15 protein-coding genes, 1 other RNA gene and 1 other annotated feature are annotated in these 18,270 nt (G+C 38.3%); of the genes, 13 read left to right on the top strand and 3 right to left on the bottom strand.

What is annotated here, in order from left to right; genetic code table 11:
- Window positions 1–9 precede the first annotated feature (9 nt).
- The 6 genes from MOC86_RS16825 (at window position 10) to dtd (ending at window position 8,533) form a co-directional block, all read left to right on the top strand.
- On the top strand, window positions 10–300 hold the full coding sequence (locus tag MOC86_RS16825) for a post-transcriptional regulator (RefSeq protein WP_268585167.1): 291 nt from the start codon (window positions 10–12) through the stop codon (window positions 298–300).
- A gap of 147 nt (window positions 301–447) precedes the next feature.
- Window positions 448–2,685 carry a protein translocase subunit SecDF gene (gene secDF, locus MOC86_RS16820; protein ID WP_268585166.1) on the top strand — a complete coding sequence of 746 codons (2,238 nt, stop codon included), beginning with the start codon at window positions 448–450 and terminating at the stop codon, window positions 2,683–2,685.
- A gap of 112 nt (window positions 2,686–2,797) precedes the next feature.
- Window positions 2,798–5,155, top strand: a complete 2,358-nt coding sequence (recJ, locus tag MOC86_RS16815) for a single-stranded-DNA-specific exonuclease RecJ (protein ID WP_268585165.1) — start codon at window positions 2,798–2,800, stop codon at window positions 5,153–5,155.
- Window positions 5,155–5,676, top strand: coding sequence for an adenine phosphoribosyltransferase (locus tag MOC86_RS16810; protein WP_019391363.1), 522 nt, complete (start codon window positions 5,155–5,157; stop codon window positions 5,674–5,676). The genes recJ and MOC86_RS16810 overlap by 1 nt, the downstream gene beginning before the upstream one ends.
- A 187-nt stretch (window positions 5,677–5,863) precedes the next feature.
- Entirely contained in the window at window positions 5,864–8,071 is a 2,208-nt protein-coding gene (locus tag MOC86_RS16805; protein WP_268585164.1) for a RelA/SpoT family protein, read from the top strand.
- A gap of 15 nt (window positions 8,072–8,086) precedes the next feature.
- The gene (gene dtd / locus MOC86_RS16800; protein WP_268585163.1) at window positions 8,087–8,533 is read left to right on the top strand and encodes a D-aminoacyl-tRNA deacylase; all 447 of its coding nucleotides are present in this window, start codon (window positions 8,087–8,089) and stop codon (window positions 8,531–8,533) included.
- A gap of 21 nt (window positions 8,534–8,554) precedes the next feature.
- Here dtd and MOC86_RS16795 read toward each other — a convergent pair whose 3' ends face one another.
- A complete protein-coding gene (locus tag MOC86_RS16795; RefSeq protein WP_268585162.1) occupies window positions 8,555–9,421 on the bottom strand; it encodes an N-acetylmuramoyl-L-alanine amidase in 867 nt (288 codons plus the stop codon).
- 115 nt (window positions 9,422–9,536) lie between these two features.
- Here MOC86_RS16795 and MOC86_RS16790 point away from each other — a divergent pair, with 115 nt between their 5' ends.
- The 5 genes from MOC86_RS16790 to MOC86_RS16770 all read left to right on the top strand — a co-directional run bounded on the left by MOC86_RS16790 (window position 9,537) and on the right by MOC86_RS16770 (window position 14,252).
- The gene (locus tag MOC86_RS16790) at window positions 9,537–9,704 is read left to right on the top strand and encodes a hypothetical protein (protein ID WP_268585161.1); all 168 of its coding nucleotides are present in this window, start codon (window positions 9,537–9,539) and stop codon (window positions 9,702–9,704) included.
- A 79-nt stretch (window positions 9,705–9,783) separates the two neighbouring features.
- Window positions 9,784–10,016 (top strand) — a binding site (T-box leader).
- 56 nt (window positions 10,017–10,072) lie between these two features.
- A complete protein-coding gene (gene hisS / locus MOC86_RS16785) occupies window positions 10,073–11,344 on the top strand; it encodes a histidine--tRNA ligase (protein ID WP_019391368.1) in 1,272 nt (423 codons plus the stop codon).
- 11 nt (window positions 11,345–11,355) lie between these two features.
- Window positions 11,356–13,128 (top strand): aspartate--tRNA ligase, encoded by a 1,773-nt coding sequence (gene aspS / locus MOC86_RS16780; RefSeq protein ID WP_268585160.1) that lies wholly within the window; start codon window positions 11,356–11,358, stop codon window positions 13,126–13,128.
- A 58-nt stretch (window positions 13,129–13,186) separates the two neighbouring features.
- A non-coding RNA gene (gene ssrS, locus MOC86_RS16775) (6S RNA) lies at window positions 13,187–13,371 on the top strand.
- 116 nt (window positions 13,372–13,487) lie between these two features.
- A complete protein-coding gene (locus MOC86_RS16770) occupies window positions 13,488–14,252 on the top strand; it encodes a tRNA threonylcarbamoyladenosine dehydratase (protein ID WP_019391370.1) in 765 nt (254 codons plus the stop codon).
- An 18-nt stretch (window positions 14,253–14,270) separates the two neighbouring features.
- Here the strand turns inward: MOC86_RS16770 and MOC86_RS16765 are convergent, their stop codons facing one another.
- Both MOC86_RS16765 and MOC86_RS16760 read right to left on the bottom strand, forming a co-directional pair.
- A complete protein-coding gene (locus MOC86_RS16765) occupies window positions 14,271–15,125 on the bottom strand; it encodes an SDR family oxidoreductase (RefSeq protein ID WP_268585159.1) in 855 nt (284 codons plus the stop codon).
- Window positions 15,126–15,138: 13 nt separating this feature from the next.
- Complete coding sequence (locus tag MOC86_RS16760; RefSeq protein WP_268585158.1) at window positions 15,139–16,416, bottom strand: replication-associated recombination protein A; 1,278 nt, start codon at window positions 16,414–16,416, stop codon at window positions 15,139–15,141.
- A gap of 262 nt (window positions 16,417–16,678) precedes the next feature.
- On the opposite strand from MOC86_RS16760, the gene cymR reads away from it, so the two are divergent.
- The gene (gene cymR, locus MOC86_RS16755; RefSeq protein ID WP_019391373.1) at window positions 16,679–17,098 is read left to right on the top strand and encodes a cysteine metabolism transcriptional regulator CymR; all 420 of its coding nucleotides are present in this window, start codon (window positions 16,679–16,681) and stop codon (window positions 17,096–17,098) included.
- A 28-nt stretch (window positions 17,099–17,126) separates the two neighbouring features.
- On the top strand, window positions 17,127–18,269 hold the full coding sequence (locus MOC86_RS16750) for a cysteine desulfurase family protein (RefSeq protein WP_268585157.1): 1,143 nt from the start codon (window positions 17,127–17,129) through the stop codon (window positions 18,267–18,269).
- Window position 18,270 lies beyond the last annotated feature (1 nt).

The raw sequence follows: 18,270 nt of genomic DNA, 5'->3' as shown, positions 1-18,270 counted from the left end.
AATGCGAGCATGGGACAAGCTGTTAGTAGAACGTCGCGAAGATTAGTAGAACCTGCTATGAGAAGCAAGATGGAAGAATTTCGACTTTTCGGCTATGAAGAGGTAACAGAAGAAATTGTTTGGCAGTTTCTTCAGCAAAAGAAGTGGAAGAACCGAAAAATCGAAGAATTGAAGCTTTATGAACTTGTGAATGATATTCTTGCTGTGAAAATATCTGAAGTGATGAACTTTATGACAATCGAAGTATTCAAGAATGATCGTTCTAAAAAAGGACTTGAAGATATTTCAGACCTTTTGTAAATAAAGCTTGTTTGACACTTTATAATCTATCGAACATAATAGGAATGTTGAGTAAATTTTGCTTTAAATATTCATTTTTTGTAATGTTTGGTACTGATTAGAAAATCATCATGTTTTTTTTACATAACGAAGGAGGATTTTAAACTCATGGTAAAGAGAGGTCGGATTGTCGCTTTCTTTCTTTTGGTTATTTTGTTGTTTAGTACCATGGGATCGACAGTCAATGGGATTGCCAACCGTATTAACTTAGGATTGGATCTACAAGGTGGTTTCGAAGTTCTCTATGACGTCAAGCCAATTGATGGTCAGAAACTGACAAAAGACACCCTAGAAAGCGCGGCAAGTGCGCTTGAAGAGCGTGTTAATGCACTCGGTGTTAGCGAACCGAATATTCAAATTGAAGGAGATCATCGCATACGTGTTCAGCTCGCGGGCGTAAAAGATCAGAATGAAGCACGGGATTTGCTTTCAACGCAGGCGAACTTAACGTTTCGAGATGTGAATGACAAAGTTCTTCTTAACGGTTCTGAAATTGAAGGTGCCAAACAAGCATATACGCAAAATAATCAGCCTAACGTAGTGCTGACGCTGAAGAATCCGAAAAAGTTTGGAGAAATTACGCAAGAGCTATCGCAAAAAGCTGCGACTCGTGAAAACTTACTTGTGATTTGGCTTGATTATGAAAAAGGCAAGGATTCCTATAAAGCCGAAAGCCAAAAGCAAGATCCAAAATATTTATCAGCAGCAAGTGTAAATCAGAAGCTAAGTCAAAAGGAAGTAACGATTGAAGGCGGCTTTGATATTAAGGAAGCTCAAAATTTAGCAAAGCTCATTAATGCTGGTGCTCTTCCAGTTCAGCTTAAAGAAGTATATTCAACGTCCGTTGGAGCTCAGTTTGGTCAAACAGCTCTTGAAACAACGGTGTATGCTGGAATAATTGGTATTGGGCTTGTGTTCTTGTTCATGCTAGCGTTCTATCGCTTCCCAGGATTTATTGCTTGTATTACATTAGCGATTTACGTTTTCCTTATTCTACTCGTATACGATTGGATGGGAGCTGTTTTAACACTGCCAGGAATCGCGGCGCTTGTTCTGAACGTTGGGATGGCCGTTGATGCGAACATTATTACGTATGAGCGAATTAAAGACGAAATTAAGCGTGGCCGCTCAATACCTTCCGCTTACAAAGCAGGTAACAGACGCTCGCTTATCACTATTTTTGACGCAAACATTACGACTCTTTTAGCAGGAGCAGTTCTTTTCTATTTTGGGACAAGTTCTGTTCAAGGTTTTGCAACAATGCTTATTGTCGGGATTTTAATTAGTTTTATTACATGCGTATATGGTACACGTTTATTCTTAGGATTATGGGTGAACAGCCGCGCATTAAATAAAAAACCAAGAATTTTTGGTGTTAATCCAAAAGATATTGAAGATTTATCTGAGGATAAAGGAAATCATTTTCCAAAGACAAAGTTTGATAAAGTGGACTTTGTTAAACATAGTAAAAAGTTTTTCACGCTCTCTATTGTGATTACTATTGCTGGAATTATTCTGCTTTCCACAATGAAGTTGAATCTTGGAATTGATTTTGCAAGCGGTACGCGTGTTGATATTAAAGCTGATTCTGCTTTAACACAGCAAGAGGTTACAAAAGAATTAGCTGAGATTAATATGGAAACAGAGGATATTACCCTTTCAGGTCAAAATAATGAACGTGCAACAGCACAATTCAAAGGAGCTTTAAGTAAAGACGAAATTGCTAAGATTAAAGACCATTTTGATGAGAAATACGGAACAGAACCAAGCATCAGTACGGTTTCTCCAACAATTGGCCGAGAGCTTGCTAAAAATGCCCTTTACGCGGTCTTAATTGCATCGCTTGGAATTATAATTTACGTATCCATTCGTTTCGAATGGAAGATGGCACTTGCCGCTGTTATTGCGTTGCTTCATGATGCATTTGTTATCATTACGCTCTTTAGCTTATTCCAGCTGGAGGTTGATGTAACATTCATCGCTGCCGTTCTGACTATTATTGGGTATTCAATCAATGATACAATCGTATCGTTTGACAGAATACGGGAAAATATGGGGATTTTCAAACCGAAAACAAGTAAAGAGCTTGCAAATATCGTGAACTTAAGTTTACGAGAAACATTTACTCGTTCTATTAACACAATCGTAACGGTTGTTATTACTGTCATTGCTCTTCTTATTTTTGGAAGTGAATCAATTCAGAACTTCTCTATTGCTCTTTTAATTGGGTTAATCATTGGAGCTTATTCTTCACTATTTATTGCTTCTCAGCTATGGTTAGTGTGGAAGAAAAAAGAAATGAAAAAAGGTCCAAAAAAGAAGATAGAAAAAGAAGACACTCTTTAATAGAAAAAGAGCTAAGGAATTTTCCTTAGCTCTTTTTTTTGCTTTTAAGGTCGTTCATTGCCGGACTCTCTTTCCTCTAGTATAATGTATGAGGTTAAGGGGTGAAAAGGAAATGTTACATTCAAAAAAGCGATGGAGAGTACAGGAAACAGACGCTGCAAAGGCAGAGGAGTTAGCAAATCAGCTCTCTGTTTCACCACTTGTTGCCTCTCTTTTGATAAATAGAGATATTACAACAGTAGACGAAGCAAGACACTTTTTATATTTAACAGATGAAAATATGCATGATCCATATCTTTTAAAAGATATGGACATTGTTGTTGAACGCATTCAGCGCGCTATTCGGGATGAAGAAAAAATTATGATTTATGGAGATTACGATGCGGACGGAGTAAGTAGTACCTCTGTTATGTTAACAGCGCTTAGAACGCTTGGAGCTCACGTTGATTTTTATATTCCAAATCGTTTTACAGAAGGATATGGCCCAAATGAAGGAGCTTTCCGTCATATTGGTGAGCAAGGATATACGCTCGTTATCACGGTTGATACAGGAATCTCAGGTGTAAACGAAGCTGACGTTGCCGAAGAGTGCGGCTTTGATCTTATTATTACAGATCATCATGAACCAGGCCCAGAGCTTCCAAAAGCTTTTGCTATTATTCACCCAAAACTTTCTGAACGGTATCCTTTTAAAGAGCTAGCAGGAGTAGGGGTTGCTCTGAAAATTGGTCAAGCTCTTTTAGGAGAAATAAGCCCTGCCCTTGTAGAGCTTGCAGCAATTGGAACTGTAGCAGATTTAGTTCCTTTGCAAGATGAAAATCGTTACATTGTTCAAAAGGGGCTTCACTATCTAAGACATACAAATCGCCCAGGAATAAAAGCTCTTTTGAACGTTTGTGGAGTAAACCAGAAGGAAATTACAGAGGAAACGATTGGGTTTGCCATTGGTCCTCGTATTAATGCTATTGGACGTCTAGACCAAGCAGATCCAGCTGTGCACCTTTTAATGACCACAGATCAAGAAGAAGCAGAAAACCTCGCGGAAGAAATTGATCAATGCAATCAAGAACGAAGAAATATCGTAAAAGAGATTACGGATCAAGCGATTGAAATGGTAAAAACACAGTTTCCTCCAGAGGAGAATGCAGTTCTTGTACTTGCAAAAGAAGGATGGAATCCTGGCGTTATTGGTATTGTTGCTTCAAGACTTGTAAACGAGTTTTATCGTCCAACAATTGTGCTTGGTATAGATGAAGAGGGGAAAATCGCTAAAGGCTCTGCAAGAAGCATCGAAGGGTTCGATCTTTTTGCTAACTTATCAAAATGTCGTAATATTTTACCTCATTTTGGAGGACATCCCATGGCAGCTGGAATGACCTTAGAGCTAGAAAATGTGCCCTTTTTACGCGAAAAAATGAACAAATTCGGTCACGAGCTCCTCAGTGAAGAAGACTTTATTCCAGCAGTGAATATTGATGTGAATGCTTCCCTTGATGAAATTACAACAGAGTCTATTGAGGAATTAAATAAGCTTGCCCCTTTTGGTGTTAGCAATCCAAAACCAAAAGTTCTTATTAAGGATGTCCCGATTTCCTCAATGCGCAAAATTGGAGCGGATAAAACTCATCTGAAAGTTGTTGTAGGAGATTCAGACTGCTCGCTTGACGGAGTTGGATTTGGACTTGGCTATCTTCATGACAGAATATCGCCGCTTGCTCATGTTTCTCTAGTAGGGGAGCTTACCATCAACGAATGGAACAATCGACGTAAGCCACAAATTATGCTTGAAGATGCTTCTGTAGAAGAATGGCAGCTTTTTGATGTAAGAGGAGTTCGGAAAGTATCAACGTTTTTAGCCGACTATATTACAAGAGATATGCTTCTTATTGCATTTAACGAAAAGACGGTTCAAAAAGAAGAGTTTGCTTCATATATTGATCAAGTGAGACTTATAAACTCAACAGAGTACATCAAAGAGCTACAAGGTTATGAAGGAGACATTGTTTTATTGGACGTTCCTCCTTCATTAACGATTTTAAAAACATTAATGAGCGGATGTAAACCAGCTCGAGTGTATATGCTATTTTTAACAGAGGAAGATCATTTCTTAAATACAGTCCCAACCCGAGACCATTTTAAATGGTATTATGGCTTCCTTTTTAAAAAAGGACCGTTTGATCTTAAACGATATAAACAAGATCTTGCCCTCCACAAAGGATGGTCAAAGGAAACGATTGACTTTATGTCACAGGTGTTTTTTGAGCTGGAATTTGCTACAATAGAAAATGGTGTGATTTCTTTAGTGCAACATACACCAAAACGTGATTTAATAGAGTCTGTCACTTATAAAAAGAAACAAGAACAACTAAAAGTGGAAAAAGAGTTAATTTACCGTTCCTACGGTGAATTGAAAGAGCTTTTTGAGCATTTTAGAAAAAGCTCTGTGATCAATGAGGAGGAAATAAGCTAATGGATTTCAAAAAATATATTACCATTGTCCCTGATTACCCAAAGAAAGGTATTCAGTTTAAGGATATTACAACACTTATGGACAATGGCGACGTGTATCGTGCAGCAACAGACGAGATCGTCAAATATGCAAAAGAGAAAGAAATTGATGTGATCGTGGGACCTGAAGCTCGCGGTTTTATCATTGGATGCCCTGTGTCATATGCAATGGGCAAGGGATTTGTTCCTGTTCGTAAAGAAGGAAAACTTCCTCGTGAAGTTGTTAAAGTTGACTATGGTTTAGAATATGGAAACGACGTTTTAACAATGCATAAAGATGCTATTAAGCCTGGACAGCGTGTCCTAATTACAGATGACCTTTTAGCAACAGGGGGCACAATTGAGGCAACAATCAAACTTATTGAGCAACTAGGTGGGGTTGTAGCAGGGATTGCTTTCTTAATTGAGTTAACGTACCTAGATGGCCGTAAGAAGTTAGACGGTTATGATGTATTCACTTTAATGCAATATTCTGGTGAATAAATAAGAAAAGAGTGCCCCTTGGTGCTCTTTTTTTCTTTAATGACTTTACATCTTTGAAAATTTTGATGATAATAGTTACAATATTAATCAAATTGTCATTTTAGGTAGAAATGTGGCGCTCAAAAAGAGAGAAGGCGTAAAACATCTTCTAACCTTTGTCAAAAGTTTAAAATAAAAAGGTGATTGCATGGCAAATGAACAAGTGCTAACAGCGGAACAAGTCATTGACAATGCAGCAAAATATTTAGTAGGTGAAGACTTACTATTTGTTGAAAAAGCATACCAATTTGCAAAAGAGGCTCATCAGCATCAGTATCGAAAATCAGGTGAGCCTTATATTATTCATCCGATCCAAGTAGCGGGTATTCTCGTTGATTTAGATATGGATCCGTCAACAGTAGCGGCTGGCTTTTTACATGATGTTGTAGAAGATACAGAAGTTACTCTTGAAGAAATTGAAAAAGCTTTTACAGCAGAAGTTGCAATGCTTGTTGATGGCGTAACAAAGCTTGGGAAAATTAAATATAAATCGAAAGAAGAACAGCAAGCAGAGAATCATCGCAAAATGTTTGTAGCAATGGCGCAGGATATCCGCGTCATTTTAATTAAGCTTGCAGACCGTCTTCATAATATGAGAACGTTGAAGCACCTTCCACAAGAAAAACAACGCCGCATTTCTAATGAAACGCTGGAGATTTTTGCACCGCTTGCTCATCGATTAGGGATTTCAAAAATCAAATGGGAGTTAGAAGATACGTCTCTTCGCTACCTAAACCCGCAACAGTACTATCGTATTGTAAACTTGATGAAAAAGAAACGTGCAGAACGTGAAGAATATTTAGAAGAAGTTATCGGTGAAGTTCGAGCACAAGTTGAAGATGTGAAGATTAAAGCTGAAATTTCTGGGCGCCCAAAGCATATTTACTCAATTTACCGAAAAATGGCGCTTCAAAATAAACAGTTTAATGAAATATATGATCTTTTGGCTGTCCGCATTATCGTTAACAGTATTAAAGACTGTTATGCTGTGTTAGGTATTATTCATACATGTTATAAACCAATGCCAGGACGGTTTAAAGATTATATTGCCATGCCAAAACCAAATATGTATCAGTCTTTGCATACAACTGTTATTGGACCAAAAGGTGATCCGCTTGAAGTTCAAATCCGTACGAGTGAAATGCATAATATTGCTGAGTACGGGATTGCCGCACACTGGGCGTACAAGGAAGGTAAAGCAGTTGGTGAAGGCTCTTCGTTTGAAGAGAAATTAACATGGTTTAGAGAAATCTTAGAGTTTCAAAATGAATCAACAAATGCAGAAGAATTTATGGAATCTCTAAAGCTGGACCTTTTTGCTGATATGGTATATATTTTCACACCAAAAGGAGACGTCATTGAGCTTCCTTCAGGGTCTGTTCCAATTGACTTTTCTTATCGAATTCACTCAGAGATTGGGAACAAAACGATTGGTGCTAAAGTAAATGGTAAGATGGTGACGCTTGATTATCAGCTGAAAACAGGCGATATTATCGAGATTTTAACATCTAAGCATTCTTATGGGCCAAGCCAAGACTGGCTTAAGCTTGCTAAAACAACACAAGCTAAAAATAAAATTCGCCAGTTTTTCAAGAAACAGCAGCGTGAAGAAAACATTGAAAAAGGACGCGAGCTTGTTGAGAAAGAAATTCGTCAAATGGAGTTTGACTTGAAAGAAGTTCTAACAGCTGAAAACTTAAAGCGTGTTACAGAAAAATTTAATTTTTCAAACGAAGAAGATATGTATGCAGCTGTTGGATACAATGGGATTACCGCTTTACAAGTTGCTAACCGACTTACAGACAAATGGCGTAAACAACGTGATTTAGAGCAGCAAGAAGCAGCTTTGAAAGAAACGGTTGAAGAAGTGAACAGAACGAACAAAGTTCAAAAGAAGAAAAGACGCGATTCGGGTGTACGGGTAAAAGGCGTCGATAATTTGCTTGTCCGCATCTCAAAGTGCTGTAATCCTGTTCCAGGGGACGAGATTGTTGGATTTATTACAAAAGGCCGGGGTGTCTCTGTACACCGTGACGACTGTCCGAACGTGCACGTAGAAGAAGCGCAAGAGCGACTTATTCCTGTTGAATGGGAATCAGATATCAAAGAAGGTCGCGAATTCAATGTTGAGATTGAAATTTCAGGTTATGATCGTGCGGGCTTATTAAATGAAGTGCTTCAAACGGTAAATGAGAGCAAAACAAATATTTCCGCCGTTTCTGGCAAGTCTGACCGTAATAAGATGGCAAGTATTCATATGTCACTGGCGATTACAAACATTAGTCATCTTCATAAAGTAGTCGAAAAAATTAAGCATATTCCAGACATCTACTCTGTTCGTCGGATTATGCATTAAACAAGGAGTTTCGGGATGAAAGTAGTATTACAACGAGCAAAAGATGCTAAAGTAACAGTAGAAGGTGCGACAGTTGGAGCAATAAGTAAAGGACTTGTTCTTTTAGTTGGTGTTACACATGAAGATACAGAAGAAGACGTAAAGTACTTAGCTGAAAAAATTCCTAACCTTCGTATTTTTGAAGATGAAAGTGAAAAAATGAATTTATCGCTTTTAGATGTTGAAGGAGCTATTTTATCTGTTTCGCAGTTTACACTCTACGGCGATTGTCGAAAAGGTCGTCGTCCAAACTTTATGGGAGCGGCTAAACCAGACAAAGCTGAACTTCTTTATGAAAAGTTTAATGGAGCACTTAGAGAAAAAGGAATCATTGTAGAAACGGGAACGTTTGGAGCAATGATGGACGTTTCATTTACAAATGATGGACCTGTAACACTTATTTTAGAAAGTAAAGACAAATAGGAAAAATCCTATTTGTCTTTTTTAATGAAAATAAGCTGCTAGTCCTTCTGAAATAGAGGAGGCCATTTTTCTTTGAAAATCAGAGGAAGTAATCGTTTCTTCTTCTTTTCCATTACTCAAAAAGCCGAGTTCAAGGAGAATGGAAGGTTGCTCATTTTCTCGAAGTACAAAGTAATCACCAAAGCGTGTCTTTCCATCTTTTAATGGGGAATTTTTTACAATCCCTTCATGGATTGTATGAGCTGCACTTGGACTTTCATAATAGTACGTAATAAGCCCGTTAATAGAAGGATTCTTATGGCTATTGTAGTGCAGACTAACAAATAAGTCTGCTTCATTTCGATTAGCTAAAGCAACGCGTTCTTTTAAAGATACTGTTTTGTCACTTGTTCTAGTTAGAATAACATGGGCCCCATGAGTTTCAAGTGTCTGTTTTAAAAGAAGAGCTGTGTTGAGATTAAGCGTTTTTTCATATGTTCCAAATTTCCCTGTTGTTCCTCTGTCATCTCCGCCATGACCAGGATCGATAATAATGGTTTTACCTGAAAGAGCGTCATACGGAATAGTGGGTGATGTTGATGCTTGAGCTTTCCCGTCAAGAAGAGGTGTCATTTCTTTTAAATAAACATTTGATACCCATCCTTTCTTTCCATTCAAAAGTTGAACGTACGACCAGCTTATATCACGTTTAATAAGTGATAAGATATCTCCATTGTGAACAACAGTTACAATGGAATGATCTGTGCTTGGTCCACTTCGAACGTTAAGTGTACTTGCATTAACTGTTAAAAACTCACTTTGTGCCTCAATTGGCTTTTCAACGTTTAGCGTCAAGGAGCAAAAGCCAAGAATAAGGGCTAAAAGAAACAGTCGTCTTAATTTACTCAATCAAACACGCCTCCATTTTTTAAACTCCACATCATATTCTTTTCATTTGTATAAATTCCTGTTAAAAAAGGAAAAATAGAAAGAGTATTTATTCGACATAGAAAAGAGGGGTTTGATGAAATTTAGCGAACATGGAGAGCGGAAGTTTGGATATCATCAGTCATTACACGATATTAATTATCATGAGAAATCACTTGAAAATAACCCACTTTACGTAGGAATGGAGTTTGGGGTCACACCACGAGAAATTCAGAAGTTAAAAAGCCATTTAGAGCGCTCATAAAATTGAAAGGTTCTTGACAATCTTCCTGTTCCTTCGTAATATAGAAGACAATTGCTAGTTTACGAAAAAACAATATTATATATTGCCGTTGATGGAGAAAAGTAGCTATAATCCCACAAGAAAAGAGAGAAAATGCCTTGGGCTGAAAGCATTTTTACTTGCTGTATAGTGAACGAACACTTCTGAGGTTTCACTTTGAAAAGAGTTATTCTTAGTAGGAGATGAACGCATAATTTTTGCGTTATAAAATAGAGTGGGAGCCCAATATGGCTTCAACTAGGGTGGTACCACGAAAATACTTTCGTCCCTACATATATGTAGGGGGTTGAAGGTATTTTTTTTATGGATTTTATAAAGGAGGAACAAAAATGAGCATTGATATCCCAAGAGGAACCCAAGATATTTTGCCAGGAACAGTTGAGAAATGGCAGTATATTGAACAGAAAGCAAGAGAAATTTGCCGTGCGTTTCGTTATCAAGAAATTCGCACGCCAATGTTTGAACATACAGAATTGTTTAAACGCGGAGTAGGGGATACAACAGATGTTGTTCAAAAAGAAATGTATACGTTTGAAGACAGAGGTGGGCGCAGCATTACGCTAAGACCAGAAGGTACAGCAGCTGTTGTACGTTCATTTGTAGAGAACAAAATGTTTGGAAATCCAACACAACCTATTAAACTTTTCTATACTGGTCCAATGTTTCGCTATGAGCGTCCACAGGCAGGTCGTTTCCGTCAGTTCGTTCAGTTTGGAGTAGAAGCAATCGGAAGCAATGATCCAAGCATTGATGCAGAAGTATTGTCGCTTGTGATGAATTTCTATCAATCGCTTGGATTGAAGAAACTGAAGCTTGTTTTAAATAGCCTTGGAGATACAGAAAGTAGAATGGCTCATAGAGATGCGCTTATTAATCACTTCAAACCAAGAATTAACGAGTTTTGTTCAGACTGTCAAAATCGTCTTGAAACAAACCCACTTCGTATTCTTGATTGTAAGAAAGATCGCAATCATGAGCTTATGAAGACAGCTCCATCTATTCTTGATTATCTAAATGATTACTCAAAAGAATATTTTGAAAAGGTACAGCAATACTTAACAGACTTACATATTCCGTTTGAGGTAGATGCAAATCTTGTTAGAGGCCTGGACTATTACAATCACACAGCATTTGAAGTAATGAGCGAAGCAGAAGGCTTTGGCGCTATTACAACGCTATGTGGAGGAGGTCGTTACAACGGTTTATCCGAGCAAATTGGGGGACCTGAAGCTCCTGGGATTGGATTTGCCCTAAGTATTGAGCGTCTTCTAGCAGCTCTTGAAGCAGAATCTGTTGAGCTTCCAATCGAGCAAGGTATTGACTGCTACGTTGTTACACTTGGCGATAAAGCAAAAGATAAGTCTGTTTCACTTGTAAATGATCTTCGCCTAAGCGGAGTTGCAGCGGAGAAAGACTATCAAGATAAAAAAGTAAAAGCACAATTTAAAGCAGCTGATCGACTTAGTGCAAAATATGTTGCAGTCCTTGGAGATGATGAGCTTGAGCAAAATGTTATCAATGTAAAGAACATGGAAACAGGTGAACAAGAAGAAGTTTCGCTTTCGTCATTTGTTTCATATGTGAAAGAAAAATTATTATAGGGGGAATTAAGATGACAAAAAGATCATACTTTTGCGGAGAAGTAACTGAAAAAGCTATTGGCGAAAAAGTACACTTAAAAGGTTGGGTACAAACGCGCCGTGACTTAGGCGGGCTAATTTTTATTGATTTACGCGACCGCACGGGGATTGTACAAGTTGTATTTAATCCAGATCTTTCGAAAGAAGCGCTTCAAACGGCTGAAGGCATCCGAAGCGAGTTTGTCCTACATGTAGAAGGTGAAGTTGTTGCACGTGCAGCCAATACAGTAAACGAGAACCTTGCAACAGGAAAAATCGAAGTTCACGTTCAAAATGTTGAAGTTATTAACAAATCTAAAACACCTCCTTTTGCAATTGATAACAAAGTGGAAGTTTCAGAAGATGTTCGATTAAAATATCGTTATTTAGACCTTCGTCGTCCTGTTATGTTTGAAACGTTCAAAATGCGTCATCAAACAACAAAAGCTATACGTTCATTTTTAGATGATCAAGGTTTCTTAGATGTTGAAACACCAATGCTTACAAATGATACACCTGAAGGAGCGCGAAGCTACCTTGTTCCAAGTCGCGTGCATCCTGGTGAATTTTATGCACTGCCACAGTCTCCACAGCTTTTTAAACAGCTTCTAATGGTTGGCGGCATTGAACGCTATTACCAAATTGCGCGCTGTTTCCGAGATGAAGACTTACGTGCAGATCGTCAGCCAGAATTCACACAAGTGGATATTGAAATGTCATTCCTAGAAATCAACGACATTATCGAACTTGGTGAACAAATGATGAAGAAAGTGATGAAGGAAGTAAAAGGACTTGATATTCCAACACCATTCCCTCGTCTTTCATATGAAGAAGCAATGAATCGTTTTGGTTCTGACAAACCTGATACGCGCTTTGAGATGGAGTTCATTAATATGGGTGAGCTTGCTGCAGATTGTGGTTTTAAAGTATTTAAGAGTGCAATTGAAAATGGTGGAGCTGTAAAAGCTCTTAATGTAAAAGGAGCAGCTTCTAAATATTCTCGTAAAGACATTGATGGCTTAACAGAGTATGCAGCTCGCTATGGTGCAAAAGGTCTTGCATGGCTAAAAGTAGAAGATGAAATTAAAGGGCCAATTGCTAAATTCTTCAGTGATGAAGAAAAAGAACAAATTATCAAACTAGCTGAAGCAGAACAAGGAGATTTATTGCTGTTTGTCGCTGACAAATCATCTGTTGTTGCAAGTGCACTCGGTGCTCTCCGTCTAAAACTAGGAAAAGACCTTGAGCTTATTGATGAAAGCAAATTTAATTTCCTTTGGGTAACAGATTGGCCACTTCTTGAGTATGATGATGAAGAAGGACGCTATTTTGCAGCGCATCATCCATTTACAATGCCTGTTCGTGAAGACGTGGAGAAACTTGAAACAGCTCCTGAAGAAGTAAAAGCACAAGCATATGACCTTGTTCTAAATGGATATGAGCTTGGCGGAGGATCACTTCGAATTTATGAACGAGATATTCAAGAGAAGATGTTCAAGGCACTTGGAATGAAAGAAGAAGATGCACAAGAACAGTTCGGTTTCTTGATGGAAGCTTTCGAATATGGAACACCTCCACATGGTGGAATTGCACTTGGTCTTGATCGCCTTGTTATGCTTCTAGCAGGACGTACAAACTTGCGTGATACAATTGCTTTCCCGAAAACAACAAGTGCAAGCTGTCCATTAACAAATGCTCCAGGACCTGTCAATGAAGCACAGCTTGAGGAATTATCGTTAAAAAGTACCGCTAAAAAAGAAGACTAATTTGCGAGCGTCAACTCTTGCAAAGGGTCATTCTATGTGATACTATACTAATACATTAACAGTCCTGATGTGTTCGTCTCATTGCCTGTTGTTTTGACCGAACAGCTATACATTAGGGAGCTTGAAGTTTTTAACTGGAGTACATGCCTTTCATAAGGACGTACAAAGGTTAGATCAGAGCACCCACCTGCCGAGAGCGGGTTCAAAACTTAGGAACTTAAGGACGGCACGATTGGGACATGTAACTTAACCTATTCAACCCTATGCAATTTAGTTGCATAGGGTTTTCTCATGAATTAGACAAGATGTTATAATAACACTGCTAACTTGACTAATATAAATAACGGAGTGTGAAATACATGCTACACCAGTTTTCTCGTAATGAATTAGCAATTGGAAAAGAAGGACTAGAAACATTAAAAAACAGTACTGTTGCTGTGCTTGGTGTTGGTGGCGTTGGGTCATTTGCAGCTGAAGCACTAGCACGTACAGGCGTTGGAAAAATCGTGCTTGTGGATAAGGACGATGTGGACATTACAAACGTTAACCGCCAAATTCATGCGCTCTTGTCAACAGTAGGGCAACCAAAGGTAGACTTAATGGCGGCACGTATTCACGACATTAATAAAGAATGCGAAGTCGTGAGTTTGAAAATGTTTTATACAGAGGAAACATACGAAGAGTTTTTTGCTCATAATTTGGATTATGTTATCGATGCCTCTGATACCATTTCATATAAGATTCATCTTATGAAAGAGTGCTTAAAACGAAACATTCCGATCATTTCAAGCATGGGAGCTGCAAATAAAACAGATCCAACAAGATTCCGTATTGCAGACATTTCAAAAACACATACAGACCCAATGGCAAAAGTCATTCGCACACGTTTACGAAAAGAACGAATTCATAAAGGGATTAAAGTTGTCTTTTCAGACGAAAGACCAATTGTCATCCGTGATGAAGTGAAAAAATATGTAGGAAAAGAAGACGCGAAGATTCGTAAGGCCCAAATGCCACCTTCTTCAAATGCTTTTGTTCCATCTGTAGCAGGGCTCATTATGGGAGGACATGTTATTAACGATCTTTTAAAAGATATTAAAATTAAGCGTGTTGGTGACGAATAAGCCAGGGGAACCCCTGGCTTATTTTTTATATCCTTTTTTAGAGAGTTCTTCTTCACTCCACTCCCAAAGGAGCTGGGCTAGATAAGGATCTTTAGCTCTTTTTGAAACACGGGCAGGTTTCTGTTTATAAAAGTAGCCTCCTGTTACGTCATCAACTTCAGCACTTTTAGCAAGATAGAGAGCTGTCTCTGCTCCTTTATCAGGAGATTGAAAGAAAGGATTTAATACTTTATAAACGCTTTTTCCAAATCCAGTAGAGCGGTTAATTCCTAAGTTTGTGCTCACTGCTCCTGGGTGAAGAGCATTTACTGTAATATCAGTATGTGAGAGACGTTTAGCTAGCTCTTTTGTAAATAAGATATTGGCGAGTTTAGATTGCCCGTATCCTTTCATAACACTGTAATTAGTTTCTAAATTCATATCTTCAAAGTGAATTCGTCCCCATTTATGGGCACCAGAGGAGACGTTAACAATCCTTGCTTTTTGAGCAGCTTTTAAAGAATCTAAAAGAAGAAGGGTCAACAGAAAATGTCCAAGATGATTAACACCAAGCTGTGCTTCATATCCTTCTTTTGTTACTTTTCTTTTCAGAGAAATAACGCCAGCATTATTTACAAGAACATCTAGCACTCCCCATTTGTTTGTAAACTGTTCGACAAAGTGGGATATACTATCAAAGTCTTCCAAATCACAAAGTAAAAGTTCGATATGAGAAGCTCCGCTTTTTTCCTTTGCTAGTCGAAGCGCTTCTTCTCCGCGCTGTTGATTGCGACAAGCCATTACAACATGTATGTTTTCTTTTGCTAAACCGACTGTTGTTGAAAGCCCCATGCCAGAATTTGCACCTGTTACAACAGCTATCTTTCTTTTCATATTCATCTCCTTCTTACTTCTTTATTTTATTATTAATATTAGCATACACTTGGCTCAAAGCTTGCTCATATTTTCCGGTATGCTTTGGTTTATAATACTGTGCTCTAATAAGTGAATCAGGCAAGTATTGCTGATTTACCCAACCTGATTGAGCATCATGAGGATACTTGTATTCAACGCCGCGGCCGAGTTTTCCAGCTCCTTTATAATGCGCATCTTTTAGATGGAGAGGAATTTCCCCGCTTTTTCCGTTTTTTACATCCTCAATTGCCTTATCAAGTGCTTTGTAAGCTGAGTTTGATTTAGGAGAAAGACACAAGTCAACAACAGCATTCGCAAGCGGAATGCGTGCTTCTGGAAAACCGAGCCGCTCAGATGCTTCAATGGCGGAAAGGGTACGTGCTCCTGCCTGTGGGTTGGCAAGTCCAACATCTTCATAGGCAATAACGAGCAATCTTCTGTTTAAGCTTTCCAAATCACCTGCCACAATAAGGCGAGCAAGATAGTGAAGAGCTGCGTTTACATCACTGCCTCGAATGGATTTTTGAAAAGCAGACAAAACATCATAGTGAGCGTCACCATCTTTATCGTGAACGAGCGCTTTTTTTTGAAGGCATTCTTCTGCAACATCAAGGGTAATTTCAATTTCTCCTTGTTCATTTTGTTTTGTTGAGAGAGCAGCGAGTTCAAGTGCTGAAAGGGTTGCTCGAACATCACCATTTGAAGCTGTTGAAAAATGTTCCAATGCTTCATCAGTAATTATAATTTTCTCTTTACCAAGGCCTTTTTCTTTATCTTCAATTGCTCGTGTTACGGCAAGTTTGATTTCTTGTGAAGAAAGCGGTGTAACCTCAAAGATTTGACAGCGGCTTCTTATTGCTGGATTTATAGCATGATATGGATTGCTCGTTGTTGCTCCAATTAAAATAATCTGTCCGTTCTCTAAAAAAGGAAGCAAATAATCTTGCTTTCCTTTATCAAGTCTATGGACTTCATCAAGAAGTAAAATGACACTTCCAGACATTTTAGCTTCTTCTGCTACAATGGCTAGGTCTTTTTTTGCGTGTACAACGGCATTAAGCTGTCGAAATGGCTTTTTAGTACTTCGAGCTATTGCTGTAGCAATCGTTGTTTTCCCTGTTCCAGGGGGGCCATAAAGAATCATGGAGCGAAGCTGATTTGCTTCAACCATACGACGAATGATTTTCCCTTCTCCAACAAGCTGTTCTTGTCCGATCACTTCGTCAATGGAAGAAGGGCGCATTCTGTAAGCTAATGGGTTGTGATTCATTAAACAATCTCTCCTAATTAAAATGTATTTTGATCCCTTCTCATATAAGGGTCTAAAACATGCACGATATCTTCATAATATGCTATAATGTCAAAGGTTGAAGGCTATAATGAAATAGTATAAAATATATTATTTACATTAACATATTACATTAGCTTAATCATATTAGTTTGTTTATATTGTTTTTTAGTTAAAGATGTGAATCGTTTATAGATAAAAAGAACAAGTGTATATATTAGTGAATTATGAAGGGGTGCTGAATTTGAAAATTTCAACAAAAGGACGTTACGGCTTAACAATTATGATTGAATTAGCAAAAAATCATGGTGAAGGTCCAATCTCGTTAAAAAGTATTGCAAAAGCACATGACTTATCAGAGCACTATCTAGAGCAGCTTATTTCCCCTCTTCGCAATGCGCGACTTGTGAAAAGTATTCGCGGAGCGTATGGTGGCTATTTACTTGCCAAGGAGCCAGGAGATATTACAGCTGGAGATATTATTTCCGTTCTTGAAGGACCAATTAGCCCTGTAGAAGGAATTGAACAGGAAGAGCCAGCAAAGCGAGAGTTATGGTTGCGAATTCGTGATGCTGTGAAAGAAGTGCTTGAAAACACAACGCTTGAAGATTTAGCAAATCACAGCGAAGATGGCGATAATGACGCCTATATGTTTTATATTTAGGAAACTGTTTTTAAGGGAGTGAACCGGAGTGGAAAAAATTTATATCGATCATGCGGCAACATCGCCTCTTCATCCTTCTGTCATTAAAGTTGTAACGGAAGCTATGCAAACAACGTTTGGGAATCCTTCAAGCATTCATTCATTTGGAAGAGAAAGTAGGCATTTGCTTGATGAATCACGCCAAACAATGGCAAGTAGCATTGGAGCAAAACCAGATGAGATTATCTTTACAAGCGGTGGAACGGAAGCGGACAACCTTGCTATTATTGGTACAGCTTTGCATAACAAAGATAAAGGGATGCACATTATTACAACAGAAATTGAGCACCATGCTGTTCTCCATGCCTGTGAATATCTTGAAAAGCAAGGGTTTCGCGTAACTTACTTGCCTGTTGATAATAAAGGAAGAGTAAGCATTGAAGACATTAAAGCAGCGCTTACAGATGAAACTATTCTTGTGTCGATTATGATGGGAAATAATGAGGTAGGGACAATGGAGCCTATTGAAGCTATTGGCGCTCTACTGAAAAACCATCAAGCTTTTTTCCATACTGATGCAGTACAAGCCTATGGTGTTGTTCCTTTCCGAGTAGATGAGCTTGGTGTTGATTTACTGTCGGTTTCTTCTCATAAAATTAATGGACCAAAAGGGCTTGGCTTTTTATATGTCAGAAATAGCGTTTCTTTTACACCGCTTTTATATGGTGGGGAACAAGAGCGTAAGCGAAGAGCTGGTACAGAAAATGTTCCAAGTATTGTTGGGTTTGCAGAAGCAGTGAAAATTGCGATGGACACGTTAGAAAGACGAACAGAGCAGTATAATGAATGGAAAAGATTGTTTATTGATACACTTGTAAAAGAAGAGGTACAGTTTGAAGTGAACGGAAATCCACAATTTTCATTGCCTCATATTTTAAATGTGTCATTTGAAGGAGTAAATATTGAGTCCTTGCTTGTTAATCTTGATTTAGCAGGAATTTCAGCTTCGAGTGGTTCAGCATGTACGGCAGGATCGATTGAACCTTCCCACGTTTTAGTGTCACTATTTGGAAAAGGTTCAGAACGTGTTACATCTTCAGTCCGATTTAGCTTTGGGCTTGGAAATACAACCGAGCAAATTGCTCGCGCAGCGTGTGAGACAGCTGCTATAGTAAAGAGATTAAAAATATAAC

The sequence above is a fragment of the Priestia endophytica genome, assembly GCF_026790145.1.
GTDB classification, from domain to species: domain Bacteria; phylum Bacillota; class Bacilli; order Bacillales; family Bacillaceae_H; genus Bacillus_I; species Bacillus_I endophytica_A.
Note: the sequence above shows the minus strand (reverse complement) of the source record. Positions and strands in the feature narration are given on the sequence as shown.